The organism is Pseudomonas sp. S2_E02, assembly GCF_054668355.1.
In genome coordinates, this window is the sequence record NZ_CP162761.1 from 5,608,961 (window position 1) to 5,635,600 (window position 26,640).

The following is a 26,640-nucleotide window of genomic DNA, read 5'->3' on the forward strand; positions in this document are numbered from 1 at the left end:
CAGCGACTTTCGTCGCATTTCTGCACTTGATCGCAATCGGGGCATAAGCGTTAGAATGGGATCCAAATCTCTCCGACATGGAAGTTGAACAGCCTATGCCTGTCATCACGGACGCAAAGCCTGCTTCGCAGACATCTTCTGCGCTCGAGCGCGAGGATCTGTTCCCTATCCGTGAGGTCGCACGCCTGACAGGTGTAAACCCGGTGACCTTGCGCGCGTGGGAGCGGCGCTATGGTCTGATTCAGCCCACGCGCACCGAAAGTGGGCATCGGCTCTATTCGATGACCGATATCGAGCGCGTGCGCAGCATCGTCGACTGGATTGATCGCGGGGTCGCCGTGAGCAAGGTCGGCAAGATCCTCGCCAAGACCGAACCGATGAAAGTATTGGCGCACATCATCCCGGATGACTTGGTGCAGGCGGATTACCTGCAATGGCAGGAGCAGATCCAGCAGGCGGTCAGTGCGTTCGACGACCAGCAACTGGACCGCGTCTATGGGCAGATTTTCTCTTCATACTCATTGCCGGTGGTGTTTCAGGACATCCTCATGCCTTTGTGGCTGCAATTGTTGCAGCGCCAGGAGGCTTTCGGGCAAACCAGCGAGTGGTTGTTCTTCGATGGATTCCTGCGGGCGCGGGTATTGCAGCGGATCGTCATGCTGCGTGGTACGCAACCGCGCCGAGTGATCGTCAGCGCGCTGGCCGGGCAATGTCGAGAGCTGGAGTTGTTGGTGGCGGCGCTGTTTCTCAGCGACAGCAATTCCGGTGTTCGGGTGCTGACCACAGGTCAGCCATTCGATGAGCTGACGTTGGTTTGCGAAAAGATCAAACCTGATGCACTCGTGCTGTTTTCCAATCACGCGCCCAGCGCCGAATTGCCTCGGCGTTTGAACCGCTTGGCATTGAGTCTCGATTGTCAGTTGATGCTGGCGGGCGACGCTTCAGATCTGGCACAGGACAGCTTGGCCGGATCCTCTGTTGCTTGCCTGGGCAATGAAGGCGCGAACATGCGTCAGCGCATGCTGCAGTTTCTGGCCGGCAATCTGGATACCTGAAACTCAGGTGTGAAGGGCAGGATGCGTCAGGCGATGTTGCTGCAGGATGAACTGGCGCAGACGCTCGGTTTCATCGGTGTCGGTCTGGCTCAGTTCGTAGGCGTAGAAACCGCTCTCGGTTTCCCGTTCGAAATTGCCGCGCAATGAAATCCGCTCGTAACCCGAAGGGCTGAACCACAGCGCGAAATGCTTGGGCGGTTTGGTCTTGTTGCGCACTTCCAGCAGCACACCTTTGTGCGAAACCTCGTGGACCCACAACGTGCCCGGCTGACCTTTGGCGTTTTCCAGAGCTACCGGCTCTTCGAGAGTCAAACGCCATGGCCGCACCATCGGGCCGTCTTCGTAAATACTCGGTACGCCGAGACGCAGGTGCAACGCGTGAAACTCGTCTTCGACCAGATGCAACGGGAAGGTCATCTGCTGATTTTCGAAGTTGGCCTGAATGGTCACTTGCTCGTGAGCGGCCAGGCGCGTGAGCAAATCACGGATTTGCGAACCGCCGTTAACCAGCAGACTCGACGTCGCATCCCGCACGTTCAGTTGCGGGTTGTGCTGCATGGTCTGGATGAAATCCAGCTCATCCTGAGTGAGGAGGGCGTCGCGCTGCATGGCTAACTCGAAAGATATAGTTACAAAGTCATTGGTGATTGTAGTTAATGACACTTAGTTCGCGATTTTGTTTTGACCGTTTGTCGCTTTAACTGCAGCGAGTTCTGCTTTGAGGGCAGCGACTTCGGCTTCTAGTTGAATCACGCGCTGTTGTGCCTTGACCTGAACGGTGACGTCCTTCTGCACGCCAACGAAATACGTCTGCCCGTCTTCGACGTTTTTCACCGTTGAAATCGACAGTTCATTCCAGAACGGCGTACCGTCCTTGCGATAGTTACGCAGGATTTCCCGGCACGAGCCGCCGTTATCCAGCGTCTCGCGAATCAGTTTCAGGCTGTCCTGATCGCGGTCTCCAGACTGCAGAAAGCGGCAGTCCTGATAGAGGATTTCCTCACTGGTGTAGCCGGTCAGTCGTTCAAAGGCCGGGTTCACATAGATCAGGATATCGTTCTGTTCACCTTCTTTCTCCGCGACCACTATCCCGTCATTCGACGCATTGATCACCATTTGCAGCAGGCTGGCGTTGATCATCTTTGAATCCTTTCAGAGTTGTCAGTGGCAGGCATTCTAGAAGAACCGCACGGCCTGTCTACTGGCCATTACCGCCAATTGAGATCCAGTCGCAGCTTTGCGCTTGAGACTGTTACTATCGCGGCTCTTTTTTTCAGTTTCAGGATCAGATTGATGAAAGTCGCCATCCTCTCCGGTTCGGTCTACGGCACCGCCGAAGAAGTCGCCCGTCACGCCGAGAACCTGTTGAAAGCCGCTGGCTTTGAAACCTTCCACAACTCGCGCGCCAGCCTGGCCGACATCCAGGCGTTCGGCCCTGAAGCATTGCTTGCGGTGACCTCGACCACCGGCATGGGCGAATTGCCCGACAACCTGCAACCGCTGTACTCAGCGATTCGCGACCAGTTGCCCGCCGCACTGCTCGGTTTGCCGGGCGCAGTGATTGCCTTGGGCGACGCCAGTTACGGCGACACTTTCTGCGGCGGTGGCGAGCAAATGCGTGAACTGTTCGGCGAGCTCGGTGTGCGCGAAGTGCAAGAGATGCTGCGCATCGACGCCAGCGAAAGCGTCACCCCGGAAACCGACGCCGAGCCTTGGCTGGCGCAGTTGATCGACACGCTCAAGGGCTGATTCCACGCTCGCGCAACAGCGCCAGCCATGCCTGCGCCGCTTTTGACAGATACGCGCCGCGCCGCCAGATAAACGCGATATCCCAACGCAGATAATCCGGCGCGCGTAAGGTCAGGCGCACCACGCCTGGCCGCACCAGACCGCGTGCAACCACGCTGGGCAGCAGCACCACGCCTTGCCCGGCGGCCACCAGCGCCGCAAGGAAATCCGCTTGACCGCTGCGCCCGCCTTCCTTCGGCGTAAAGCCCAGTTGCTGGCACGCCTGCAGCAAGCGGTCGTTGAGCACGAAGCTGCGCTGATAGAGCAGAAAGGGCGTCTCGGCCAATTCCTCCAGACCGATTTCACCTCGATCGGCCAGTGGATGATCCACCGGTAGCAGGGCGTCGAGTTGCTCATCGCAAAACGGCTGACAGTCGAATTGCGGATCCTTGGGCAACAGACTGCCGCCCAACTCCAGTTCACCGCTCAGCACAGCCTGCTCGATATTGCGGCTACCGCCCTCGAGCAACTGGATGCTGATATTCGGATAGCGCCGCCGGTATTCCGCAAACAGTTCGGCGAATAGCGCGTCGCTGCCGAGTAATGGCAGGCCGAGGCGCAACTCTCCGCGTGCCAAATGACTCAGGTCGTCCAGTTCCGCGAGCAGTTCGTGGCGCAAGCGCAGCATGCCTTCGGCCCGTTGCAGCACCACGCTGCCAGCGGCCGTCAGGCGCAATTGCGAACCCAGCCGCTCCAGCAAAGGCGTGCCGAGACTTTGTTCCAGTTGCGCGATCTGTTTGCTCACCGCTGACTGGCTGATGTGCAGGGTTTTTGCGGCTTGGGTAAAACCGCCTTGATGCATCACTTCGACAAAGCTGCGCAGTTGTTTGAATTCCATTGTCCGATTCCATTTTGGAATGGTATTGAGTCTAACAATTCGCTTCGGGGATGGCAGGTGGCTTCGTAAAATAAGCGCCTGTCTGGAGCAAAATCATGAACGCCGTCCCGCTCAAACATCTGTCTCGTCTTCTCGCTGAACTCGCTGTATTGCTCGGCCTCTACTTGCTCGGCTGCCAACTCGCGGTCTGGCTGGCGTGGCCGATTCCTGGCGGTGTGATCGGTATGGCGCTGTTGCTGCTGGCCTTTGCCTTTGGCTGGATTAAACCCGCCGCCCTGCAATTGGGCGCAGGGTTGCTGATGGCCGAGATGTTGTTGTTCTTCATTCCGGCGCTGATGAGCCTGCTCGACTATGGCGCACTGTTGCGCAATGACGGCTGGCGAATCCTGTTGGTGATCGCCGCCAGTACATTGATGGTCATGCTGGTGACGGCTTTCACCGTAGAACTTGCCGTGCGCATGAGGCGTTCCCATGAAGCTTGAATGGATGCCGATGTTCTGGCTGGCCTTCACCCTGTTGGCGTATCTGTTCAGCCGCTGGTTGTATCGGCGCACCGGGCGCTACGTCTTGTCACCACTGATTCTGGTGCCGGCGTTGCTGCTGGCGCTCGCCGTGCCCCTGCACACTGCCTATGCCGAATATTCCAGCAACACCCACTGGCTGATGCTGGTGCTCGGTCCCGTCACCGTGGCTTTTGCCGTGCCGATCTGGCAGCAACGCCGTTTGTTGATGCGGCATTGGTCGGCGCTGTTGTTGGGCATGGTTGCCGGCAGTGCGGCGTCGATCGGCACTTCATTCGGGCTGGCCAGGGCGCTGGCGCTCGACAGCTCGGTGACGCTGTCACTGGTGCCGCGTTCGATCACCACACCGTTCGCCATGCCGCTGGCGCAGGACCTCGGCGGCGTGCCGGAGTTGACCGCGGTATTCGTGATGTTCACCGGTGTGTTCGGGGCGATGCTCGGTGGCGTGTTGTTGAAGTGGTTGCCGTTGCGCAGTGCTCTGGCGCGCGGTGCGCTTTTCGGGGTTGGCGCGCATGGTGCCGGTGTCAGTCGGGCCCATGAAGTGGGCGGCGAAGAAGGCTCTGTCGCCGGGCTGGTGATGGTCTTGACCGGGTTGCTCAATCTGTTTGCCGCGCCTTTGTTGGCGTCGTGGCTTTGACATGGATCCAAGGAGTTTGCCTGGCTGACCCGCTCAGTCATCAAGCTGGCTGGCAATGCAACTACGCAATGCTCTGCGCCTGACTAGACTGCTCGTACGTGCAGAACAATAAGAACGCAGAGGTGCATACAGTGAGCGTAGCCCCCGTCCAATCGTCCCTTAATGTCAAAGACCAGGTCAGTGCCGCAGAGTGGCAGACCCGTGTCGATCTCGCCGCTTGTTATCGTCTGGTCGCGCTGCATGGCTGGGATGATCTGATCTTCACCCATATTTCCGCCAAGGTGCCTGGCACCGAAGATTTCCTGATCAACCCGTTTGGTCTGATGTTTCATGAGATCACTGCGTCGAGCCTGGTGAAAGTCGATCAGGCCGGCAACAAACTCATGGACAGCCCTTACGAAATCAACCCCGCCGGCTACACCATCCACAGCGCCGTGCACGAAGTGCGGCACGATGTGGTTTGCGTGCTGCATACCCACACCGCCTCCGGTGTCGCGGTGTCGGCGCAAAAGCAGGGTGTGTTGCCGATCAGCCAGCAGTCGCTGTTCGTGCTTTCGAGCCTGGCTTATCACGGCTACGAAGGCGTGGCGCTGAACCATGAAGAGAAGGCGCGCCTGCAAGCCGATCTTGGCGAAAACAATTTCCTGATGCTGCACAACCACGGTCTGCTGACCTGTGGCGGCACCATCGCCGACACTTTTCTGATGATGTTCACCTTCCAGCGCGCCTGCGACATTCAGGTCATGGCGCAAACCGGTGGCGCTGAACTCATCGCCATCGAACCGCAAATCCTGGCAGGCGCCAAAGCGATGATCGCCGGTGTCACCAAAAGTGCTCAAGGCATGGGTGGCGCGCTGGCATGGCCAGCGTTGCTGCGCAAACTCGATAAACAAGACCCCGGATATAAACTCTAATGCCTCTTGCCGAGATTCCTCTGTGTGTCTGGCGTAAACGCAGCCAGACGTTTGTCTTTCGTGGCCAGCCGATTCGCTACTGGACGGCCGGGCAGGGTGACCCGCTGCTGCTGATCCACGGTTTTCCGACCGCCAGTTGGGATTGGCATTATCTGTGGCAGCCGCTGGCCCAGCGATATCGGGTGATTGCCTGCGACATGCTCGGCTTTGGCGATTCGGCCAAACCGCTCAATCACACCTACAGCCTTTTGGAGCAGGCTGACCTGCAGCAGGCATTGCTCGCGCATCTGCAGGTCGGACAACCGGTTCACTTGCTTGCTCACGACTACGGCGACAGTGTTGCCCAGGAACTGCTCGCCAGGCACTACGAAGACAAGATCGAGATCGCCAGTTGTGTGTTCCTCAACGGCGGGTTGTTTCCGGAAACCCATCGTCCGGTGCTGATGCAGAAACTGCTGCTCAGCCCGTTGGGCTGGATGATCGGTCGGGCGTTTACCCGTGATGCTCTGGTGAAAAGCTTCCGGCAGATCTTCGGTCCGCAAACCCGGCCGAGCGAAAGCGAACTGGACGACTTCTGGAGCCTGGTCGACAGCAATCGCGGGCCACGGATCATGCACAAATTGATCAGCTACATTCCCGAGCGTCGAGTGCAGCGTGATCGTTGGGTGAGCGCGATGCAGCGTGGCGAGATTCCGTTACGGGTGATTGATGGCGAAGTCGATCCGATTTCCGGGGCGCACATGGTCGAGCGTTACCGTGAATTGATCCCCGACGCCGACACGGTGTTGCTGCCAGGCATCGGCCACTATCCACAGACCGAGGCGCCGGTGCAGGTGCTCAAGCATTATCTGGAGTTTCGCGATCGTTTTGTGCTGCCACCGCGCAAAGTCGCCTGCTCCTGAAAGATCAAAAGATCGCAGCCTGCGGCAGCGCCTACACAAATTCAATGTAGGCGCTGCCGCAGGCTGCGATCTTTTGATCTTTTGACGCCTTCATCATCCCCCAACCTTATCGCGCACCATTCAGCCTCAGCCGTATTCGTTGTGACCCAAAGCCCTGTGCCTGACACTCGGACTCAATACTGGCCTGCTGGAGTTGCTGCGATGAATGAGTCTGTGCGTTTCGAAGATAAAGTTGTCATCGTCACCGGAGCCGGTGGTGGCCTCGGACGCGCCCACGCATTGTTGTTTGCCAAACAGGGCGCCAAAGTGCTGGTCAACGACCTCGGCGGCTCGACCCAGGGCGAGGGGGCTAATGCTTCCGCTGCCGACCGCGTCGTCGCCGAAATCCGCGAGGCTGGCGGCATTGCCGAAGCCAACCACGACTCGGTCACCGACGGCGACAAACTGGTGCAAAACGCCCTTGATGTCTTCGGTCGCGTCGACGTCGTGGTGAACAACGCCGGGATCCTGCGCGACAAGACCTTCCACAAAATGGACGACGCCGACTGGGATCTGGTTTACCGCGTCCACGTCGAAGGCGCCTACAAAGTCACCCGCGCCGCGTGGCCACATATGCGCGAGCAAAACTACGGCCGGGTAATCTTCACCGCCTCGACCTCAGGCATCTACGGCAACTTCGGCCAGTCCAACTACGGCATGGCCAAACTGGGCCTCTACGGTTTGACCCGTACGCTGGCCATCGAAGGTCGCAAGAACAACATCCTCGTCAACGCGATCGCGCCTACCGGCGGCACGCGCATGACCGAAGGCTTGATCCCGCCGCAAGTATTCGAGCAATTGAAACCAGAACTGGTCAGCCCGCTGGTGGTGTATCTGGCCAGTGAACAATGCCAGGAAACCTCCGGACTGTTCGAAGTCGGTGGCGGCTGGATGGGCAAGGTGCGCTGGGAACGCAGCCTCGGTGCCGGCTTCGACCCTCGCGAAGGGTTCTCGCCGGAAGATGTCGCGGCGCACTGGCAGCAGATTTGTGATTTCGAAGGGGCGGCGCATCCGAAGGACAATATTGAGGCGTTGAAGGAAATGATGGCGAATTTGCAGAAGTATTCGCTTTAAGAAACGTTTGAGCCTCGCTGCGTTCTGGATGCGGCGAGGCTCCTTCTATTACTCCTCGTACCGCTTATCAATCATGAATTCCGGGATTTCCCAGTTTGGACCCGGAATGGCAACAGCCGCATTACCCTCAGCCAGTACACCCTCACGAAATAATTCCTCGTATGTTCTCCACAATTCACCGCGCGCGATAACTTCAAAACGATAACGTCCGAACAGTGTGTCGATGGAGGGAAATGCCAAACCGATAGCCAAAACTGATAACAAATCTCTGAGATTTTCTTGCCTGACAGCTTGTTCGAGTTTGGCAGTCGAACTCTTGGATCTGCTGACGCATTCAAATGCTTCCAACTCTTGTTTTTTCGCCGCGTCGATGGCCTCTTCCGTATAGCGTAATGACTCATCGTCGCTCAGTTTGAAGTCTTCAAGTGTGGCCGTATGGAGGTTATTCCAAAGGGACGGATTACTTTTGGGAATGTAGTCGTCGGCGAATCCCATCGCTCTGAATCGCTCCATCATTCGAAGTGAATAGGCATAGAACCGTCGATCGGTATCGGTTATCTCGAGCTTGCGCTCCAGTATGGCGTCAAGACGCTTGATCATGATGAGGTTGGCTGCAGACCCTTTTCCTTCAATTTTTGTTTCGGCGCCCTCAACAAAACTTTGCTCCAACATTCGTTTTACTCACTGCGAATTTTTCGGTTTGCGGAGCAATTAACCTACATCAGCTTTCGAACGGAAATATCTGCATCAATCGTCAGTAATGACCTGCCTGGTTGTATGAATAATGTGGAAAGCGGTTTGATAGCTTGGCATTAAAAGACCAAAAGGATATTTCCTACAGCAATGGGGGGATCTTCCCGCTGATGCAGGTGATGTGAGTAAAACGGCGCCCATAAAAAAGGCCGCTGCAAACGCAGCGGCCAAGGTAAGACGTTGGATCAAGGAGCTACAAATCAACGTCAGTGAACACCGGGGCGATAAACCGAAGTCTTCGATTCATCTGAAATCTGTCAGCAATGGCCTGAGTCGCTCAAAGGCCAGTGCTGCGCGCTTTGCGGAGTGTCCCGTGAAAGCGCGTTCAGAATAAGGTATTAACCACGTAGGAAAAATACCGATTCCGGACATGCACTGTTGCGGGGCACGTAACAGTCCCATGTGCTGATGTGCACCATGCGCGGCACTGATGATCTTCCATCCAGCCGATCCATGAACGGCGCAAAGCCCCGTCGTTAAAGGCCATTCATCCTTTCGAGCGACAACACGAATACCTCCTTGGTGCGCTTATCGACGCGGTTGCCCGGCAGTAGGGTGGGGCCTTCTGTCACTCACCGGGGAAGACGCATGACAAAAACAACAATGCGCGCCATCTTCACACCGCAGGCGCTGGCCGCCGCGGTGGCTTTGGGTTGCTGCGCCCAGGCGCACGCGGTTGCGTTCAACATTGGCGAGATCGAGGGCACCTTCGACTCGTCGCTGTCGATCGGTGCGAGCTGGGGCATGCGCGATGCCGACAAGTCGCTGGTCGGCACGGTCAATGGCGGGACCGGGCAATCCTCGACCGGTGATGACGGGCGTTTGAATTTCAAGAAGGGCGAGACCTTCTCGAAAATCTTCAAAGGTATTCACGATCTTGAACTCAAGTACGGCGACACCGGTGTCTTCGTGCGTGGCAAGTACTGGTATGACTTCGAGCTGAAGGACGAAGACCGCGAGTTCAAGCCGATCAGCGACAGCGGTCGCAAGGAAGGCGCGAAATCTTCCGGCGCGCAGATCCTTGATGCATTCGTCTATCACAACTATTCCATCGCCGATCTGCCGGGCACCGTGCGCGCGGGCAAGCAGGTGGTGAGCTGGGGCGAAAGTACCTTCATCGGTAACTCGATCAACAGCATCAACCCGATCGACGTTTCGGCGTTTCGTCGCCCCGGAGCGGAGATCAAGGAAGGCCTGATTCCGGTCAACATGCTGTTTGGCTCCCAAGGCCTGACCGATCAACTGACCGTCGAAGGGTTCTATCAACTGGAATGGGACCAGACCGTTCTCGACAACTGCGGCACCTTCTTCGGTGTCGATGTGGCGGCGGACGGTTGCAACAACGGCTACACCGTTGGCAACCCGGCAATCGCACCGTTTGTCCCGCTGACCCAGGCTTTTGGCCAAGGCATTCAGGTGACTCGCGAAGGCGTGGTGATCCCCCGTGGCGGCGACCGCGATGCGCGGGATTCCGGGCAGTGGGGCACGGCATTGCGCTGGCTCGGTGACGACACCGAATATGGCCTGTATTTCATGAACTACCACAGCCGCACGCCAACGGTTGGCACTACCACGGCTGGCCTGTCGACGCTGGCGGCATTGCCGGGCATGGTCGGGATCGCCAATGGCCTGGCACCCGGCAGCGGTTCCGGCCTGGCGCAGAGCGTGATGCTCGGGCGCGGTGGTTACTACCTTGAGTACCCGGAAGACGTTCGCCTCTACGGCGCGAGTTTCTCCACCACGCTACCCACCGGCACCGCATGGACCGGTGAGATCAGCTATCGGCCCAACGCTCCGGTTCAGGTCAACACCAACGACCTGACGCTAGCGCTGCTCAACCCGATTGCCGGTGGTGCTGCTTCGCCGATCGCTACCACTGCGGGAGCCGACAACAAAGGCTATCGGCGCAAGGAAGTCACGCAGATCCAGAGCACCCTCACGCACTTTTTCGATCAGGTGTTGGGCGCGGAACGCCTGACCGTGGTCGGCGAAGCTGCGGTGGTGCATGTCGGTGGCCTGGAGTCGCGCAGCGAGCTGCGTTATGGCCGCGACTCGGTATACGGCCAATACGGTTTCGGTGGTGATACCGACGGTTTCGTCACCTCGACCTCGTGGGGCTACCGTGCCCGGGCGATCCTCGATTACGCCAACGTGATCGGCGGGGTCAACTTCAAACCCAACCTGTCGTGGTCGCATGACGTCGCCGGTTATGGCCCCAACGGCCTGTTCAACGAAGGTGCGAAAGCGATCAGCGTCGGCGTCGATGCCGACTACCGCAACACCTATACCGCGAGCCTCAGTTACACCGACTTTTTCGGTGGCGACTACAACGTCCTCGAAGACCGTGACTTCGTCGCCCTGAGCTTCGGCGTGAACTTCTGATCTGCCCGAGAAGGATGAATGCAATGCACAAAATGATTCTGCAATGTGGTGTGCTGGCCCTGAGTCTGCTGGCGGCCAACGTGATGGCTGCGGTGTCGCCGGAGGAGGCCAATAAACTCGGCACCAGCCTGACGCCGCTCGGCGCCGAGAAGGCCGGCAATGCTGACGGTTCGATACCGGCATGGACCGGCGGCATCCCGAAAAACGCCGGGGCGGTGGACAGCAAAGGCTTCCTCGCCGACCCGTTTGCCAATGAAAAACCGCTGTTCACCATCACTGCTTCCAACGTCGACAAGTACAAGGACAAGCTCTCGGACGGGCAGGTGGCGATGTTCAAACGCTACCCGGAGACCTACAAGATCCCGGTCTATCCGACCCACCGCACGGTCGCCGTACCAGCGGAAATCTATGAGTCGGCCAAACGCAGCGCGCTCAATGTCACCAGCATTAACGATGGTAATGGCCTGGCCAATTTCACTGGCAACCGCTACTACGCCTTCCCGATTCCGAAGACTGGCGTGGAGGTGTTGTGGAACCACATCACCCGATATCACGGCGGTAACCTGCGGCGCATCATCACCCAGGTGACCCCGCAGACCAACGGCAGCTACACGCCGATCCGCTTCGAAGAAGAGATCGCCGTGCCGCAACTGATGAAGGATCTCGATCCGGAAAAAGCCGCCAACGTGCTGACTTTCTTCAAACAGTCGGTAACGGCGCCGGCACGTCTGGCCGGTAACGTGCTGCTGGTCCACGAAACGCTCGATCAGGTGAAGGAACCGCGTCTGGCGTGGATCTACAATGCCGGCCAACGCCGCGTGCGTCGGGCGCCGCAAGTGGCCTATGACGGCCCGGGCACCGCCGCCGATGGCCTGCGCACGTCGGACAACTTCGACATGTTCTCCGGCGCTCCGGATCGCTACGACTGGAAACTGGTCGGCAAGAAGGAAATGTACATCCCGTACAACAGCTACAAACTCGATTCGCCGAAGCTCAAGTACGACGACATCGTCAAGGCCGGGCATATCAATCAGGACCTGACCCGCTACGAACTGCACCGCGTCTGGGAAGTGATCGGCACGGTCAAGCCGAGCGAGCGGCACATCTATGCCAAGCGTCACATGTACATCGATGAAGACAGCTGGCAAGTGGCGCTGGCGGACCACTACGACGGTCGCGGGCAACTGTGGCGTGTCGCCGAAGGTCACGCTCAGTATTACTACGATCACCAGGCGCAGGCCTACACACTGGAAGCGCTCTACGACATCATTGCCGGTCGCTACATTGCCCTTGGAATGAAGAACGAAGAGAAGCACAGTTTCGAGTTCGGCTTCGAAGCCAAGGCTGCCGACTACACGCCAGCGGCCTTGCGCGCAGAGGGCGTGCGGTAACGGTTGTGATACACAGGCGAGGCAAAAGGCGACCGCTCGGTCGCCTTTTTTATGGACACCAATCAGCGCGCTGAATACTCGTCAACAAGTGCAGGGGAGAGGGCTAGGGTGAGGGCACAACGATAAAAAGGCTCACCCGATGACCGCTATGACTGCCTGTCTGGATCGCCCCGGATTCTTGCCCAGACTATCTTCCCATCATCAACTTCGCCCTCGACTGAGTGAGCCGCTACTGACATCGGTGGCGCGGATCAGGTTGATCTGCGCCCCGCCCGGCAGTGGCAAAAGCGCGTTGCTCTCCGAATGCTTGTCACAGGCACCGGCACACTGTGTGGTGCACTGGCTGCCACTGATGGGCGTGTCGTTGAGTACGGAGGAGTTCTGTCAGCGGCTGAGTCTGGCATTGGGGCTGGCAGCAATGGATGAGGCGCAATTGGCGGCGGCACTGGCACGCTGGTCAGCGCCCACCTGGCTGTTTATCGACGACTATTGTCGGCTCCCCGACCCGGCTCTCGATGCATTGTTGGACCGCTTGCTGGCGCTCAGCAGCCCGGCATTGATCTGGTGGATCGGCGCGCGTCGACGCCCCCAGTGCAATTGGCCACGGTTGCTGCTGGACGACGAATTGTTTGAATGCGAAAGCGCGACGCTGGCGCTGACCCCGGAAGAAATCGCCCAGGCGTTAAAACACCTGTCAGCGGAGCAGGCTGCCAGTGTGGCCGCGCGGATTGTTCATCGAACCGGTGGCTGGTGCGCCGGGGTGCGCATGGCGCTGCTGCAAAAATGCGACTGGTCGCAAACCCTTCAGCCGCAGCAAAGGGTGGAAACGCTGCTGGATTATCTGCAGCACGAACTGTTCAGCGGTCTGACGCCGGAGTTGGCCGAGGTCTGGCGGGTACTGGCGAATCTGCCGCGCTTCAATGCTGAGTTGTGTGAGCACTTGTTCGGTGCCGGAGAAGGCGCGGACTACCTGCGCACCCTGCAAACGCTGGGTTGCTTCATCGAACCATGGAATGACTCGTCCCAGTGGTTGCAGATCTTTGCACCTTTGGCTCAAGTGATGCGCGATGAGCGCTGGCCTGCGGCCCGCTCATGGCATCGTCGGGCATGCCAATGGTTCGCCGCTGCCGGGGATTGGCGCTCGGCTTTCGAGCAGGCGCTGCTTGCCGAAGAAGTCGAAACGGCAGTGAGTCTGTTGCAGCACTTCAACTTCGAGCATCTTTTTGAAGAGCAAACGGTGGTGCTGTTGTTGCGCCTGCATGAATCTCAGGGCGAAGGAGTGACCTTGGGATCACCGCAGTTGGTTGGGCTGATTACCGCAGCTCTTTTGTTTGCCGGCCGTTTTGAACAGGCCACGCAGTGCATCGCGCACCTGGCGAGGTTCATGCCGCAACCTTCGGCGGCACTGGAACGACAACTGATTGCACGCTGGCAAGCACAACAAGGCTGGCTGATGCATTTGCAGGGGCGTATGACGCCTGCGCGCGAACTCTTTCAGCAAGCTCTGGAAGCGCTCGATGGCGATGCCTGGGCCACAAGGCTGCTGTGCCTGTCAGGGCTGACTCAACAAGCCTTGCTCTGCGATGAACTCGAACAAGCGCACACCATCAGTCGCGAAGCGTTGTGTCTGGCGCGGGCACAAGGCTCCTTGCTGTTTGAAGGCTTGCTGGAACTTGATCACGCGCAGTTGCTTGAGCAGCGTGGTGCTCCAGCCCGCGCTGACAACCTGCTACTGAGCATTGAGCAGTTACTTGGCCAGCGCGCTGAGCGGCCATCGCCGCTGCTCGGTCGTATCGCCCTGCGTCGTGGTCGATTGGCGTTGGTCATGGGGCTGGAGGAGCAAGCCGCCGTTCTGTTCAAACGTGGCCTGGAGGATTGTCTGCGCAGTCACGATAAACGGGTGTTGTTCGGCTATCTGGGGCTGGCGCAGATAGCGGCCAACCACTGTGAATACACGCAAGCATTCGAGCGCTTGCACGAGGCCGAGCGGTTGATGCAGCAGCGCAGGATTCCAGACACGGTTTACCGTGGTGTGTTGTTACAGGTCAGTAGCCAGATCTGGCTGCAGCAGGGGCGGGCGCAGTTGGCACATGAGGCGTTGAGCCGGGTGCTGCGCCACTATCAACCGCCGAACGCGTTGCAGGCGCCTCCGGCGACGGTTCAACTGATAGCGCGTATCCAGTATTTGCTGATATTGGCCACGGCATCTTTGCAACGCGGTAGTGATCTCCCGGAGCAACTTCAGATGTTGCTGGATAAAGCCCGCAAGTGCGGGGCGCAGACACTTGAGGCGGAGTTGCATTTTGCCCTCGCCGAAGTGGCATTGCTGCACAGCGAGTCGTTACGGGTGGTTGAGCATGTGGAATGCGCGTTGAAGATCGTCCGGCGCTCGGAGGCGCAATTGCTGATACGCCAGGTCACCCTGCGCTCGCCGAACATATTTGATCGGACAAATGTGCTGGAGGAAAAGCAGCAAGTTGTAGCCGAATCTGAAGCTGAAAGTTCACTGAGTCAGCGAGAGTTACAAGTCTTGGTGTTGATTGCGGCAGGTGATTCCAATCAACAAATCGCAGAAAAACTTTTCCTTTCATTGCATACCGTTAAAACTCATGTCCGAAGGATCTATATAAAATTGGGGGTGATGCGTAGAACGCATGCGGTGGCCAGGGCCAGAACATTGGGTTTGATGTAGGTGTGAGGTTGTTAGATGTTTGTAGTTGTGACTTAGGGGGTTGTTGGTGTTGTAATTAAACACTGTTGGAAACAGTGTGGTGGGTATCTTTCTGCTCTGAATCTGAATTAGCTTGATTTGGCGAGGCAAGTTGTAATTGGCCACTTGTCATTATCAAGCTGATAGAGATTCCATTATGGAAATTAATAAAGAAGCCGAAAGCCAAAGTCTGCGTGAAGTGGGGAAAGCCCTGGAAAGTATCTCGCAGGAATTGAAGCGTGTTCCGTCATTTTCAGTGGTGGTGCAGGACACTTTGCGTGAGGCGTTATGGAAGGTATCCGAAGGTGTGCGGCTGAGCAGCCTGTTCGTCAATGTCGTGGCGGGCGCCAAACCGAAAAATAAACAGCCGGTCGGGCGGTTGCTGGATATCGCGCTTGAGTGCCTGCAAAGTGGTCGGCCGCCAAACTATGATGTCAATGATTATGGTGTATTCGATCACCCGAATTTTACCAGCCGTGAAGACATTCTTACGCAAGTCCCGATCTCGGCTATTGAAAAATCAGTAGCAGATTTGCTGAAGAAACTGGCGGTTGATTACACGGCAACTGTGCGGCAGTACTGGGAAAACCCGACCGTTCAAAAAGCAGCTGGGGCTTATCCTCAGTTGTCGCGAAAGTCTGCTTTAGGTGTGCTCGAGGCTAGCCTTTTCGCTCGTGAGTTGGAGGCGCTGACGATTCAAGGGGTCATTACTCAGCAACAAAGCGCGCTGATCAGTACGACCGTACAACCCAGTCTGACCGGTACTTGTTACGGGGTTTTCATTGAAGGTCAGAATGGCAAATACATCGAGCAGAACGCGATGTTTGTATTGCCCCTTACAACCCCTGTCTATGAGCAGTTGATTCCCGGTGAGCAGGGCGCTGTCGTACTCTACTGCGCGAATCGTGGTCTCGAATTGTTTTCTTCCATTTGGAAGCTTGAACAAGCGTTGTTGAGCCGACTGGGCTCCGCGGAAACTCAGGAAGAGTTTCTGCAAACGCTGTCGCTCAGTGAACGCGTTGGGTTCGCCTACGTCCCTGCTATTCGTTTTTTGAAAGTTCGTGCGAATTTGTTTGAGAGATTCGTTGATAAGCGGATTCAGACGATGTACAGCGACATCACTGGGTATCTAGAATCCGTCGGCAAGCCAGACGCGGAGTTTGATAAAATTGTTGTCGCCGTAGAGGCCGCACAATCGTTGCCCGATTTGAATCGTCAGGCCAGAAAACGCCAGGTACAACTGATTAAGCATGTCGAGCGGAATGCTTGGCCGCAATGGTTGAAAAGCACTTCCGATGTCAATCAGGAAGTGTATGTTTCCCTGCAAAAAGAACTGCTTGAAGCCGAAGTCAAACTTCATGAGGTCACTCACGGAGTTGCTTCGCTGAAAGACTACGCGCGGTTGGCCGTAGAGGACTTCATATCGCCGGGTAAAGATGAGCGTATCGACCCGGACACTGTATTCGTGAAAGTCACCCATACCGTGCCTCTGGCGGATGGAAAAAAGGTGGAACTCACCGAGCGCAAAACGCTGACTCAGGCCTTTATGCAAGGTGCTCATGATCTGGCAGGTCAATATCAGATTGTTCCGGAGGTCCCCTCCAGTCTGCCAAAGTTGAGTCCATCGAACATCCTGCGTGCCATCAAGTCGTTGGACGTTCGTGTTGCCTATACCACGGCTCAACGTCTTCTGTATTCGCAAGCCGAAGTTACCGAGTCGCTGCGATTGGTCCTTAGCCGTAAAACAGCGCTGACCCTGTTCGCGGCGATTCTGCAGAAACACGTGGGACCTTCAGCTCATAAATTGGTGATGGGTTATAACCTCGGCGATACGTCCATTGAAACGCTGGGCGTGGCGCTCAAACACTGGTTCAAGCCTTTCAATGGTTTGCTGGTTTATCGCAGGAAAGGTGTGGCAGCCGATCGCAGCGCGCATGTCCTGCATATACCGGGTTCGCCAGCCGGGCAGGAGTGGTTTGAGTTCACCGACCTGAAAAGCCTGCAGCAAAAGTTGGCGCAATGGGCGGCCAAGGCTGAAACCTGGGCGTACTTGCTGAGTCAGGCACATGCCAGCGACAGTGCGCAGATGCAAAGTGATTATCTGAGTCTAAAACCATTTGCGGTACTGAATGAATGGTGGTGGTCGAAGATTAAGTTGGTCGATTTACCCGAAGCGGAGCCTTTGTTCGGAGCCGTTCAAAATCACATCTTGTGGAGTATCGATCAAACCGAGGCTGCCACCCCTCAATGGTACAGAAAGGCCAGCTCGAGCGATCAGCACCTACTCAATCGTCTGAACGCTGATTTCAAGGCTATTCATCATCATTCCCGGGAAATGCTGGCGGTCGAGCCGTTCAAACAGTTTGCCTGCCATTTGGTGAAGAAGGAGCTGAAGCAGTATTTTGCCCGGACAGGTTTATCTGTGGACATTAACCCTGACGAGGTATGGGTCAAATTTCACGCAGACTCGAAGATCAGCCTGACCGATCTGTTTATTCAGTGGCAAAAGTGGCGCAGTGACGTAAGTGCGTTCGAGAAATTTTTCACCTGGGTGAACCCTCAATTGGCCGGTATTGAAAATTTGCGAGAGCAACTCAGACAGGCCACCTTCTGGACGTTTACCGGACAGCCCATTGCCCAACTGAATGCCAGAGTTATCAATGATCTGATCGATCTGAGGCCCGGTGAAAAGTATCTTCAATATCTGAAAGATAAATTCCTCAATGCGTCCGACATTGACTTGAAAGCAAGTCTGTATCGAAAAACAAAACAAAATGAAATGCTCCGGACCGCGTTGATTCAGAAAATCAAAGGCGAGCTCTCCCTCGACCAATTCAGCTGGTTGCAGGGACTCATTAACGGATTTGATCGCGATCTGCCTCGTCAGGGCATCATCACCACGGGTGGGAAGCCGGGCATTGGCGTTTACGAGTTCACTCTCAGGGGACGCGCCCTTGTCGGGGCTTACGTTTTTGGGCGCAAAGTCAGCGGGCGTGATGAGTTTTTTGTCTATATTCCCGATACGCCTGATGGCAAGGATTTCTTCCCTGTCCAGGAACTTGCAGGTCGATTGAAAAGCGTGACCTTCAACAAAAAGGTCTTGAGCCTCGCTCGTCTGGAACATCAGCAGGCGGTGGAAAACCTCCTGGACACCTACTGGGACTCGAACCCGGTAGCGACCAGCACTCCGGAATTGACCAACAGTTATCCAGTACTGGCTTTCAAACAGGAGTACCTGGCTAAAATCGGGCAACTCGTCGCTGATGTGGATTTTCAGACGAGCAGTTATCTGGAAGCGCTGTGGAAGGATGTGAGGGTACTGGCCGAATTTGCCCTGGATGTAGCTTCGATGTTTATTGCGCCACTTGGCCTGGCACTGACCGTACTGCGCATTACTCAGTCGGTTGTGCTGGGCATTGTGGCTTCCAGTCAGGGCTCCGATGAGGCTGCGAACGCACACTTTGCATCGGCGTGGCGAGGGGCGATTCTGTTGTACGTTGGCAAAGTGGCGGCGATCGGCACGCCCGTGAACCCGATTGCTCTGCTATCGAGCGTCAGGGATTTCGCCGATGTGATGGCAGGCGTCACCGGTGTTGAAGTCAGCATCAACTATGTGACAGCAATCACCGCACCTCCTGCGGTCGTGAACAGCACCACTCGTCTGCTCAACTGACAGATGAAACTGCGCGAGTAACGGCCCTCGTTACTCGCTCGATTGGCGCCGTTCAGGCCTGCAGAGGTTCATAACCCATCCGCCAACTCACGGCCCGCGTCGCCGCCAGCAACCGCTGCGCCGCCGGGCCGTTTTCGTCGGCGTGGAACAATGAAGTGGGGCCAACGATGGTCAACACGGCGGCGACCTGGCCGACGGCGTTGAACACCGGGGCGGACAACGCATCCACACCCGGCATCAGCAGGCCATGCACATGATGCAGACCGCGTTCGCGGATCTGTTCGCACAGGGTTGCGTAGGTTTTTTCATCCTTCAATGGATGATCCACAGCGGCAATTTCCTGCTCGCGCAACTCATCGGTTTCCCGATGGGGCAAGTAGGCGCTGAACACCAGTCCAGTCGATGAACTGAGCAGTGGCAACACTGAACCCAGTTGCGTCACCACCGTCACCGCGCGCACCGCCGGTTCGATATGCACCACGGTCGCGCCCTGATTGCCCCACACCGCCAGAAAGCAGGTTTCGTTGAGTTCGTCGCGCAGTTCGGCCAACGGCAGGGCGGCGACTTTCAGCACGTCCATACTGTTGAGTGCGGCCAGGCCTACACGCAAGGCTTCGCGGCCGAGCCCGTAATGGTTGGTTGCGGTGTTCTGCTCGGCGAATCCTGAAGCAATCAACGCTTGCAGATAGCGATGAACCTTGCTCGCTGGCATCTGCACATGTTCGGCCAGACGCGACAACGAAGTGGACGGCGACAGCTCGGCCAGAGCCTTGAGGATGTCGGTGCCGACTTCGGCGGAGCGGACTTTCTGTTTGCCGTTGCTGTCGCTGGTTTTTTCCATGGTGCGGCCGGGTTCCGAAACGAATGGGCGTCTTTATAGCTTGACGCTGGATAGCGAGCAAATTACGTTATGCGTAATCGAATTACGATAATAACAACCCCGGCGTGCCGAAACCTCTGAGCCAGAGCGATGGGCCACTGCCGACTCCCTGTTCAGGAGGCTCCATGAACCTCGATTCAACCGCCCTGGCGCTGGCGTATCAGTCCGGTTTCGGCAACGAATTCAGCTCTGAAGCGTTGCCCGGTGCGCTGCCCGTTGGCCAGAACTCCCCGCAAAAAGCCCCCTACGGCCTCTACACCGAATTGTTTTCCGGTACAGCATTCACCATGACCCGCAGTGAAGCGCGGCGCACCTGGATGTACCGGATTCAGCCGTCGGCCAATCACCCGGCCTTCGTCAAACTGGAGCGGCAACTGGCCGGTGGCCCGTTGGGTGAAGTGACCCCCAATCGCCTGCGCTGGAACCCGCTGGAGATCCCGGCCGAGCCGACCGATTTCATCGATGGACTGGTGAGCATGGCCGCTAACGCGGGTGCAGAGAAACCGGCCGGCATCAGCATCTACAACTATGTTGCCAACCGCTCGATGGAGCGGGTGTTCTTCAACGCCGACGGCGAATTGTTGCTGGTGCCGCAACTCGGTCGTCTGCGCATCGCCACCGAATTGGGTGTGCTGGAAGTCGCGCCGCTGGAAATCGCCGTGCTGCCGCGCGGCCTGAAATTCCGTGTTGAATTGCTCGACCCACAAGCGCGTGGCTATGTCGCCGAGAACCACGGCGCGCCGCTGCGTCTACCGGATCTGGGGCCGATCGGCAGTAACGGTCTGGCCAACCCGCGCGATTTCCTGAGCCCGGTCGCCGCTTACGAAAATCTGCAGCAACCGACCACGCTGGTACAGAAGTTCCTCGGTCAGTTGTGGGCCACCGAGCTCAATCACTCGCCGCTGAACGTGGTCGCCTGGCACGGCAATAACGTGCCGTACAAATATGACCTGCGCCGTTTCAACACCATCGGCACCGTCAGCTTCGATCACCCGGACCCGTCAATCTTCACCGTGCTGACCTCGCCGACCAGCGTGCACGGTCTGGCCAACCTCGACTTCGTGATCTTCCCGCCGCGCTGGATGGTCGCCGAGAACACCTTCCGTCCGCCGTGGTTTCACCGCAACCTGATGAACGAATTCATGGGCCTGATCCAGGGCGAGTACGACGCCAAGGCCGAAGGCTTTGTGCCCGGCGGTGCCTCGCTGCACAGTTGCATGAGTGCCCACGGCCCTGATGGTGAGACTTGCACCAAAGCAATCAACGCCGAACTCAAACCGGCGAAGATCGACAACACCATGGCCTTCATGTTCGAGACCAGTCAGGTGCTGCGCCCAAGCCGCTTCGCCCTCGACTGTCCGCAACTGCAATCCACTTATGACGCCTGCTGGGCCACTTTGCCCGCCACGTTCGACCCGACCCGGAGATAACCCATGACGCAGAATTCCATCACCCGCAGCTGGGTTGCCTCGGCCAACGGCCATGCTGATTTCCCGCTGCAGAACCTGCCGCTGGGTGTGTTCAGCAGTAACGGTGCGATGCCGCGCGCTGGCGTGGCGATTGGCGACCATATCTTCGATCTGCAAGTAGCACTGGAAGCCGGGCTGTTCGACGGTGTCGCGCGCAGCGCTGTCGAAGCCATGCACGGCGGCCAGTTGAACGCATTCTTCGAACTCGGTCGTGAGGGGCGTGTGGCACTGCGCACCCGTCTGCTGGAACTGTTCAGCGAAGGCAGCACGCACCGCGGCAACATCGAAGCCCAAGGCGCGAAACTGCTGCCCCTGGCCGCCGATTGCCAGCTGCATCTGCCGGCACGCATCAGCGATTACACCGATTTCTACGTCGGCATCGAGCACGCGCAGAACGTCGGCAAACTGTTCCGCCCGGATAACCCGCTGCTGCCGAACTACAAGCATGTGCCGATCGGTTATCACGGTCGCGCCTCCACCGTGCGTGCTTCCGGTACCGACGTGCGTCGCCCTAAAGGCCAGACGCTACCGGCCGGTCAGACCGAGCCTGTGTTTGGCCCGTGCGCGCGCCTGGACTATGAGCTGGAACTGGGCATCTGGATCGGTCAAGGCAACGAGATGGGTGACTCGATCGCCATCGGTGACGCCGCTGATCATATTGCCGGTTTCTGCTTGCTGAACGACTGGTCGGCGCGCGATATCCAGGCCTGGGAATACCAGCCACTGGGGCCGTTCCTGTCGAAGAGTTTCATCACCAGCGTCTCGCCGTGGGTGGTCACCGCCGAAGCGCTGGAACCGTTCCGCACCGCGCAGCCGAAGCGTCCTGAAGGTGATCCGCAGCCGCTGCCGTACCTGTTCGATAAACGCGATCAGGACGGCGGTGCCTTCGACATCGAACTGGAAGTTTTGCTGCTCACCGAAGCCATGCGCGAGCAGAACCTGCCGGCCCATCGCCTGACCCTGAGCAACACCCGCTACATGTACTGGACCGTCGCGCAAATGGTCGCGCACCACAGCGTCAACGGTTGCCAATTGCAGGCCGGCGATCTGTTCGGTTCGGGCACGTTGTCCGGCCCGCAGAGCGGTCAGTTCGGTAGCCTGCTGGAAATCACCGAGGGCGGTAAAAAACCGATCGAGCTGGCTTCTGGAGAAGTGCGTAAGTTCCTTGAAGATGGCGACGAAATCATCCTGCGCGCACGTTGCGCTCGCGACGGTTTTGCCTCGATCGGCTTCGGCGAGTGCCGCGGCAAAGTGCTGGCGGCGCGCTGACAGGAGCGGGTTATGGATCTCTATACCTATTACCGTTCGACTTCGTCGTACCGCGTGCGAATCGCGCTGGCGCTGAAGGGCCTCGACTATCAGGCGCTGCCGGTCAATCTGATCGCGCCACCCGGCGGCGAGCATCGGCAAGCGGCGTATCTGGCGATCAATCCACAGGGGCGGGTGCCGGCCCTGCGCACTGATGAAGGCGGTTTGCTGATTCAATCGCCGGCCATCATCGAGTACCTGGAAGAACGTTATCCACAGGTGCCGTTGCTGCCGGAAGATTTGTTCGCCCGCGCGCAGGTGCGCGGTGTGGCGGCGGTGATCGGTTGCGATGTGCATCCGCTGCACAACGTCAGCGTGCTCAATCGCCTGCGCCAGTCGGGGCACGACGAGCCGCAGGTAGTGGAATGGATCAGTCACTGGATCAGCCAAGGGCTGGCGACGGTGGAGCAATTGATTGGCGACGAGGGCTTCTGTTTCGGCGAGTGGCCGTGCGTGGCCGACGTGTACCTGATTCCGCAGTTGTATGCAGCGGAGCGGTTCAATGTCTCGTTGGATGCCTACCCGAAAGTCCGCCGCGTTGCCGCACTGGCGGCTGAACATCCGGCGTTCATCAAGGCGCATCCCGCCAACCAACCCGATACCCCGTAATTCCCCTGTGGGAGCGAGCCTGCTCGCGAAGGCTGAGTGTCAGTCACCATTCATTTTGCTGACACAGCGCATTCGCGAGCAGGCTCGCTCCCACAGGGTTCGGCGTTGAACTACCCCAAAATCATAAAAACAAAACAGGTACCTTGCGATGCACAACCAGATTGCCAGCTTCCGGGCGGCACTCGACGCCCGTCCTGTGTCCCGTTATCAGTGGTTACTGTTGATCCTGCTCGCGCTGTTGCTGGTCACCGACGGCTACGACGCCCAAGTGCTCGGTTACGTGGTACCTGCTTTGGCGCAGGATTGGGGGCTGGAAAAGTCTGCATTCGGGCCTGTTTTCAGTGCCAACCTGCTCGGTCTCACCCTTGGTTCACTGGCGGTTACGCCGCTGGCTGACCGCTTTGGCGTACGACGGATTCTGCTCGCTTGCGTACTGATCTACGCCACGCTGACCGTGCTGATGGTCTTCGCAGACTCGCTCAATACGTTGATGATCGCGCGCTTTATCTGCGGCATCGGCATGGGCGGGGCGATGCCCAGTGCTATGGCGTTGATGTCGGAATACTCACCACCGCGTTTGCGCACCTTGATGGTGACGCTGGCGGCCTGTGGCTTCTCGTTCGGTGGCGCAGCCGGTGGTTTCGTCGCGGCAGGCTTCATCGACCAATTCGGTTGGCAAGCGGTGTTCCTCGCCGGTGGCGTCACGCCGTTGCTGCTGTTTCCGTTTCTCTGGTGGATGCTGCCGGAGTCGTTGCCGCGTTTGCTGCGTGATGCGCCACCGTATGCGCGACTGCGCAAAGTCACCGCGCGGATGTTGCCGGATTGGCAACCGCCCGTTGCCAGCCTCGAACAGAACGAGCGGGAGCAGGGCAGCAAACTGACGGTGGTCGAGTTGTTCCGTAATGGCTACGCGCGACCGACATTGCTGATCTGGGCAACGTTTTTCGTCAGCCTGATTCTGTTGTATTTCATGATCAGCTGGCTGCCGACGCTGCTCCTGGAAAGCGGCCTGAAACTCAACGAAGCCAATCTGGTGACGTCGATGTTCCTGTTCGCCGGCACCATGGGCGCGATCTGCATGGCCTGGTTCGCTGACCGCTTGAAACGCAAGGTTCGTTTGTTGTCAGCGGTATTGGCAGGGGCGGCGCTGTGCACGATCCTGCTGGGGCTTAATCACGACAATCCGCGATATCTGGTCGCCTGCGTGTTCGCCGCCGGGTTCTGCATCATCGGCGGGCAACTGACGCTGAATGCGTTTGCCAGCAATTTCTATCCGGCGCATGTGCGTGCGACCGGCACCGGTTGGGCATTGGGCGTGGGGCGTTTCGGTTCGATTCTCGGGCCGCTGTTCGGCAGCCTGTTGTTGGCGATGCATATTCCAGTGGCGCAGATTTTCTTCTTCTGTGCGATTCCGGCGGTCATCGCCGCGTTGCTGATTATTCAGGTGCGTTCGCCCACCGACACAGTGCAATCTCCTGTGGGAGCTAGGCTGCTAGCGAAGAACGATAACGCGGTTTAACTGAAAGACCGAGCCGCCTGCTTCGCGAGCAAGCTCGCTCCCACAGTGATGTGTGCCGAGCCGATAATTTAGGTCCACACCAAACCTGTGGGAGCGAGCTTGCTCGCGAAGGCCGTGTTTCTGTCACTACATTCGTTGCCTGACACACAGCCATCGCGAGCGTATTCAGTGGACGACGGAGTTGGGCGGCAGGTGGCTGAGGCGTTCAGTCAGGCGCAGGCGCTGAATCGGGTCGTCGCTGAGCATCAGCGCATGCTCCAGATCAAAGCGCTCGGCATTCGGGCAGTCGAGCCGCTGATAAAGACTGGCCCGTGCCAGGTAATCGACGGCGCCAGCGTCACCCAGTTCGAGCACCCGTTCGGCGTCGATCAGCGCGGCGATAAAATCATCATGAGTCAGGTGCAACTGGCGCAGGTTGCGCGACAGGCGCTGGAGCATCTGCTTGGGGCTGGCGGTCAGCAGATGCTCGGCGGTCAGCTTCATGTTCGGCCCGTACTGGCGCTGCAACAGTTCGCGACAATCGTTTGGGTACAAACGCCGGCCGCCGCACGGATCCAGCAAGTGATCAGCGCCGGGCACCCGCAACAGGAAGTGTCCGGGGAAGTTGACCCCGACCAGCGGAATCTCCAGGCCACGCGCCAGCTCCAGGGCAATCAGCGCCAGTGCCAACGGCTGGCCGCGACGGGTCTGCAACACTTTGTGCAACAGCGCCGCTTGCGGGCGCAGCGGCAGGAAGTGGTCCTGGGCAAAGCCCAGATCAGTCATGCGGCGCAACAGGGGCTGCGCCAGTTCACTGACCGGCAACATCGGCAAGCCGTAACTGACTCGTTGTTGCAGGTCTTTGAATTCTTGTAACAGCGCGTCGGGATCGACCGCTTTTTCATGCTCGGCCGCCATCCACAGCGCGGCTTCGAACAGCGCGGGCGGTGAACGGTACAGGCATTCGAAAAAACGTTGACGCGCACTCATCGAAATCTCCGGGGAATGCCTCGTTTTAGCCCCGCCCGCAAGATTCGTCCAGTCCCCTGCTGCGCAGGTGTCGGGTTATGCCGCAAAACCGTTGTCGGCGCGGGCGCTTATTCCGGCGCGCTCCAGCAATTTTCAGGCGCAGGCCTATACTGGCGTTCTACAAGAAGTGATTCGGGAGCCCAACGATGTTTGCGCTCATGCAAAGCACTCGCCTGGAATCGCTGCACCTTAGCGTTGATCCGGTCACCGGGTTGAAGGCGGTCATTGCCATCCATAACAGTCGCCTCGGGCCAGCCTTGGGCGGATGTCGTTATCTCGCCTATCCCAATGACGAATCCGCCGTCGAAGATGCCATTCGCCTCGCTCAGGGCATGAGCTACAAGGCTGCGCTGGCGGGGCTGCCGCAGGGCGGAGGCGTGGCAGTGATCGTGCGCCCGGCTCATGTGGAAAACCGTGGCTCGCTGTTCGAAGCTTTTGGCCGTTGCATCGAACAGCTCGACGGTCGCTACATCACCGCCATCGACAGCGGCACTTCGGTGGCGGATATGGATTGCATCGCCCAACAGACTCAGCATGTCACCAGCACCACCTCGGCCGGCGACCCCGCTCCGCATGCCGCGATGGGGGTATTTGCCGGCATTCGGTCAACGGCCATGGCGCGGCTGGGCAGCGACAACCTGGAAGGCTTGCGCATCGCCATTCAGGGGCTGGGCAATGTCGGTTTTGCCTTGGCCGAGCAATTGCACGCCGCCGGCGCGGAACTGCTGGTCAGCGATATCGACCACGGCAAAGTACAACTGGCGATGGAACAACTCAACGCTCACCCGATCGCCAACGACGCGTTGCTCAGTACGCCGTGTGACATCCTCGCGCCGTGCGGTCTGGGCGGGGTTTTGAACAGCCATACCGTCACGCAATTACGCTGTTCGGCAGTGGCAGGCTCTGCCAATAACCAGCTGACACATCTGGATGTGGCCGATCAACTGGAACGGCGCGGGATTTTGTATGCGCCAGACTACGTGATCAATGCCGGTGGCTTGATCTACGTCTCGCTGAAACATCGTGGTGAAGAGTTGTCGACGATTACCGCGCATCTGTCGAAAATCAGCTCACGGCTGACCGAAGTCTTCGCCCATGCGCAGGCGGAAAAACGTTCGCCGGCACGAGTGGCGGATGAGTTGGCGGAGAAAGTTTTGTATCGCTGAGTTT

Annotated in this window: 22 protein-coding genes; 16 read left to right on the plus strand and 6 right to left on the minus strand. The window is 58.1% G+C overall.

Annotation, left to right across the window (positions count from 1 at the left end; genetic code table 11):
• The first annotated feature begins 95 nt into the window (after positions 1-95).
• Positions 96-1,055, plus strand: coding sequence for a MerR family transcriptional regulator (locus AB4O01_RS25045; protein ID WP_186625401.1), 960 nt, complete (start codon positions 96-98; stop codon positions 1,053-1,055).
• Positions 1,056-1,058: 3 nt separating this feature from the next.
• On the opposite strand, the gene AB4O01_RS25050 is transcribed toward AB4O01_RS25045, so the two are convergent.
• Together AB4O01_RS25050 and AB4O01_RS25055 are read right to left on the minus strand one after the other, a co-directional pair.
• Complete coding sequence (locus tag AB4O01_RS25050) at positions 1,059-1,664, minus strand: hypothetical protein (protein ID WP_016987019.1); 606 nt, start codon at positions 1,662-1,664, stop codon at positions 1,059-1,061.
• Positions 1,665-1,718: 54 nt separating this feature from the next.
• Positions 1,719-2,195: a PAS domain-containing protein gene (locus AB4O01_RS25055; protein ID WP_116254655.1), complete on the minus strand. Its 477-nt coding sequence runs from the start codon at positions 2,193-2,195 to the stop codon at positions 1,719-1,721.
• Between the two features lie 153 nt (positions 2,196-2,348).
• On the opposite strand from AB4O01_RS25055, the gene AB4O01_RS25060 reads away from it, so the two are divergent.
• Positions 2,349-2,804: a flavodoxin gene (locus AB4O01_RS25060; protein ID WP_095049775.1), complete on the plus strand. Its 456-nt coding sequence runs from the start codon at positions 2,349-2,351 to the stop codon at positions 2,802-2,804.
• Here the strand turns inward: AB4O01_RS25060 and AB4O01_RS25065 are convergent.
• A complete protein-coding gene (locus AB4O01_RS25065) occupies positions 2,794-3,681 on the minus strand; it encodes a LysR family transcriptional regulator (protein ID WP_460089899.1) in 888 nt (295 codons plus the stop codon). The two genes, AB4O01_RS25060 and AB4O01_RS25065, sit on opposite strands and share 11 nt — an antisense overlap.
• Before the next feature lie 95 nt (positions 3,682-3,776).
• On the opposite strand from AB4O01_RS25065, the gene AB4O01_RS25070 reads away from it, so the two are divergent.
• The 5 genes from AB4O01_RS25070 to AB4O01_RS25090 all read left to right on the plus strand — a co-directional run bounded on the left by AB4O01_RS25070 (position 3,777) and on the right by AB4O01_RS25090 (position 7,768).
• A complete protein-coding gene (locus tag AB4O01_RS25070) occupies positions 3,777-4,163 on the plus strand; it encodes a CidA/LrgA family protein (RefSeq protein WP_095049777.1) in 387 nt (128 codons plus the stop codon).
• Positions 4,153-4,839 (plus strand): LrgB family protein, encoded by a 687-nt coding sequence (locus AB4O01_RS25075; protein WP_093436067.1) that lies wholly within the window; start codon positions 4,153-4,155, stop codon positions 4,837-4,839. The genes AB4O01_RS25070 and AB4O01_RS25075 overlap by 11 nt, the downstream gene beginning before the upstream one ends.
• A 131-nt stretch (positions 4,840-4,970) precedes the next feature.
• The gene (locus AB4O01_RS25080; RefSeq protein WP_093436071.1) at positions 4,971-5,753 is read left to right on the plus strand and encodes a class II aldolase/adducin family protein; all 783 of its coding nucleotides are present in this window, start codon (positions 4,971-4,973) and stop codon (positions 5,751-5,753) included.
• Positions 5,753-6,655 carry an alpha/beta fold hydrolase gene (locus tag AB4O01_RS25085; protein WP_257357021.1) on the plus strand — a complete coding sequence of 301 codons (903 nt, stop codon included), beginning with the start codon at positions 5,753-5,755 and terminating at the stop codon, positions 6,653-6,655. The genes AB4O01_RS25080 and AB4O01_RS25085 overlap by 1 nt, the downstream gene beginning before the upstream one ends.
• Before the next feature lie 201 nt (positions 6,656-6,856).
• Entirely contained in the window at positions 6,857-7,768 is a 912-nt protein-coding gene (locus AB4O01_RS25090) for an SDR family oxidoreductase (protein ID WP_093436080.1), read from the plus strand.
• Between the two features lie 48 nt (positions 7,769-7,816).
• On the opposite strand, the gene AB4O01_RS25095 is transcribed toward AB4O01_RS25090, so the two are convergent.
• Positions 7,817-8,440, minus strand: coding sequence for a hypothetical protein (locus tag AB4O01_RS25095; RefSeq protein ID WP_225919964.1), 624 nt, complete (start codon positions 8,438-8,440; stop codon positions 7,817-7,819).
• 669 nt (positions 8,441-9,109) lie between these two features.
• Here AB4O01_RS25095 and AB4O01_RS25100 point away from each other — a divergent pair.
• The 4 genes from AB4O01_RS25100 (at position 9,110) to AB4O01_RS25115 (ending at position 18,677) form a co-directional block, all read left to right on the plus strand.
• Positions 9,110-10,903, plus strand: coding sequence for a DUF1302 domain-containing protein (locus AB4O01_RS25100; RefSeq protein ID WP_460089900.1), 1,794 nt, complete (start codon positions 9,110-9,112; stop codon positions 10,901-10,903).
• 23 nt (positions 10,904-10,926) lie between these two features.
• Entirely contained in the window at positions 10,927-12,294 is a 1,368-nt protein-coding gene (locus AB4O01_RS25105) for a DUF1329 domain-containing protein (protein WP_093436089.1), read from the plus strand.
• Between the two features lie 139 nt (positions 12,295-12,433).
• A complete protein-coding gene (locus AB4O01_RS25110; RefSeq protein ID WP_460089901.1) occupies positions 12,434-14,986 on the plus strand; it encodes a LuxR C-terminal-related transcriptional regulator in 2,553 nt (850 codons plus the stop codon).
• Between the two features lie 175 nt (positions 14,987-15,161).
• Positions 15,162-18,677 carry a dermonecrotic toxin domain-containing protein gene (locus AB4O01_RS25115; RefSeq protein WP_460089902.1) on the plus strand — a complete coding sequence of 1,172 codons (3,516 nt, stop codon included), beginning with the start codon at positions 15,162-15,164 and terminating at the stop codon, positions 18,675-18,677.
• A 52-nt stretch (positions 18,678-18,729) separates the two neighbouring features.
• Here the strand turns inward: AB4O01_RS25115 and AB4O01_RS25120 are convergent, their stop codons facing one another.
• Positions 18,730-19,518 (minus strand): IclR family transcriptional regulator, encoded by a 789-nt coding sequence (locus AB4O01_RS25120; RefSeq protein ID WP_095125413.1) that lies wholly within the window; start codon positions 19,516-19,518, stop codon positions 18,730-18,732.
• Between the two features lie 164 nt (positions 19,519-19,682).
• Between AB4O01_RS25120 and hmgA the strand changes: the two genes are divergently transcribed.
• The 4 genes from hmgA to AB4O01_RS25140 all read left to right on the plus strand — a co-directional run bounded on the left by hmgA (position 19,683) and on the right by AB4O01_RS25140 (position 24,462).
• Positions 19,683-20,987: a homogentisate 1,2-dioxygenase gene (gene hmgA, locus AB4O01_RS25125; protein ID WP_460089904.1), complete on the plus strand. Its 1,305-nt coding sequence runs from the start codon at positions 19,683-19,685 to the stop codon at positions 20,985-20,987.
• Between the two features lie 3 nt (positions 20,988-20,990).
• Positions 20,991-22,295: a fumarylacetoacetase gene (gene fahA / locus AB4O01_RS25130; protein WP_116254644.1), complete on the plus strand. Its 1,305-nt coding sequence runs from the start codon at positions 20,991-20,993 to the stop codon at positions 22,293-22,295.
• 12 nt (positions 22,296-22,307) lie between these two features.
• Positions 22,308-22,943, plus strand: a complete 636-nt coding sequence (maiA, locus tag AB4O01_RS25135; RefSeq protein ID WP_093436118.1) for a maleylacetoacetate isomerase — start codon at positions 22,308-22,310, stop codon at positions 22,941-22,943.
• Between the two features lie 148 nt (positions 22,944-23,091).
• On the plus strand, positions 23,092-24,462 hold the full coding sequence (locus AB4O01_RS25140; protein WP_099758031.1) for an MFS transporter: 1,371 nt from the start codon (positions 23,092-23,094) through the stop codon (positions 24,460-24,462).
• Positions 24,463-24,627: 165 nt separating this feature from the next.
• On the opposite strand, the gene AB4O01_RS25145 is transcribed toward AB4O01_RS25140, so the two are convergent.
• Positions 24,628-25,431 carry a SirB1 family protein gene (locus AB4O01_RS25145; RefSeq protein WP_460089905.1) on the minus strand — a complete coding sequence of 268 codons (804 nt, stop codon included), beginning with the start codon at positions 25,429-25,431 and terminating at the stop codon, positions 24,628-24,630.
• Between the two features lie 185 nt (positions 25,432-25,616).
• Here AB4O01_RS25145 and AB4O01_RS25150 point away from each other — a divergent pair, with 185 nt between their 5' ends.
• Complete coding sequence (locus AB4O01_RS25150; protein WP_093436130.1) at positions 25,617-26,636, plus strand: Leu/Phe/Val dehydrogenase; 1,020 nt, start codon at positions 25,617-25,619, stop codon at positions 26,634-26,636.
• Positions 26,637-26,640: the final 4 nt, after the last annotated feature.

Bases quoted from the DNA above. Each gene is read 5' to 3' on its own strand.
- AB4O01_RS25105 (WP_093436089.1), top strand. From the start codon at position 10,927: ATGCACAAAATGATTCTGCAATGTGGTGTGCTGGCCCTGAGTCTGCTG.
- AB4O01_RS25055 (WP_116254655.1), bottom strand. From the start codon at position 2,195: ATGATCAACGCCAGCCTGCTGCAAATGGTGATCAATGCGTCGAATGAC.
- AB4O01_RS25090 (WP_093436080.1), top strand. From the start codon at position 6,857: ATGAATGAGTCTGTGCGTTTCGAAGATAAAGTTGTCATCGTCACCGGA.
- hmgA (WP_460089904.1), top strand. From the start codon at position 19,683: ATGAACCTCGATTCAACCGCCCTGGCGCTGGCGTATCAGTCCGGTTTC.
- AB4O01_RS25045 (WP_186625401.1), top strand. From the start codon at position 96: ATGCCTGTCATCACGGACGCAAAGCCTGCTTCGCAGACATCTTCTGCG.
- AB4O01_RS25150 (WP_093436130.1), top strand. From the start codon at position 25,617: ATGTTTGCGCTCATGCAAAGCACTCGCCTGGAATCGCTGCACCTTAGC.
- AB4O01_RS25075 (WP_093436067.1), top strand. From the start codon at position 4,153: ATGAAGCTTGAATGGATGCCGATGTTCTGGCTGGCCTTCACCCTGTTG.
- AB4O01_RS25060 (WP_095049775.1), top strand. From the start codon at position 2,349: ATGAAAGTCGCCATCCTCTCCGGTTCGGTCTACGGCACCGCCGAAGAA.
- fahA (WP_116254644.1), top strand. From the start codon at position 20,991: ATGACGCAGAATTCCATCACCCGCAGCTGGGTTGCCTCGGCCAACGGC.
- AB4O01_RS25050 (WP_016987019.1), bottom strand. From the start codon at position 1,664: ATGCAGCGCGACGCCCTCCTCACTCAGGATGAGCTGGATTTCATCCAG.
- AB4O01_RS25140 (WP_099758031.1), top strand. From the start codon at position 23,092: ATGCACAACCAGATTGCCAGCTTCCGGGCGGCACTCGACGCCCGTCCT.
- maiA (WP_093436118.1), top strand. From the start codon at position 22,308: ATGGATCTCTATACCTATTACCGTTCGACTTCGTCGTACCGCGTGCGA.
- AB4O01_RS25145 (WP_460089905.1), bottom strand. From the start codon at position 25,431: ATGAGTGCGCGTCAACGTTTTTTCGAATGCCTGTACCGTTCACCGCCC.
- AB4O01_RS25115 (WP_460089902.1), top strand. From the start codon at position 15,162: ATGGAAATTAATAAAGAAGCCGAAAGCCAAAGTCTGCGTGAAGTGGGG.
- AB4O01_RS25085 (WP_257357021.1), top strand. From the start codon at position 5,753: ATGCCTCTTGCCGAGATTCCTCTGTGTGTCTGGCGTAAACGCAGCCAG.
- AB4O01_RS25065 (WP_460089899.1), bottom strand. From the start codon at position 3,681: ATGGAATTCAAACAACTGCGCAGCTTTGTCGAAGTGATGCATCAAGGC.
- AB4O01_RS25070 (WP_095049777.1), top strand. From the start codon at position 3,777: ATGAACGCCGTCCCGCTCAAACATCTGTCTCGTCTTCTCGCTGAACTC.
- AB4O01_RS25110 (WP_460089901.1), top strand. From the start codon at position 12,434: ATGACCGCTATGACTGCCTGTCTGGATCGCCCCGGATTCTTGCCCAGA.
- AB4O01_RS25100 (WP_460089900.1), top strand. From the start codon at position 9,110: ATGACAAAAACAACAATGCGCGCCATCTTCACACCGCAGGCGCTGGCC.
- AB4O01_RS25120 (WP_095125413.1), bottom strand. From the start codon at position 19,518: ATGGAAAAAACCAGCGACAGCAACGGCAAACAGAAAGTCCGCTCCGCC.
- AB4O01_RS25095 (WP_225919964.1), bottom strand. From the start codon at position 8,440: ATGTTGGAGCAAAGTTTTGTTGAGGGCGCCGAAACAAAAATTGAAGGA.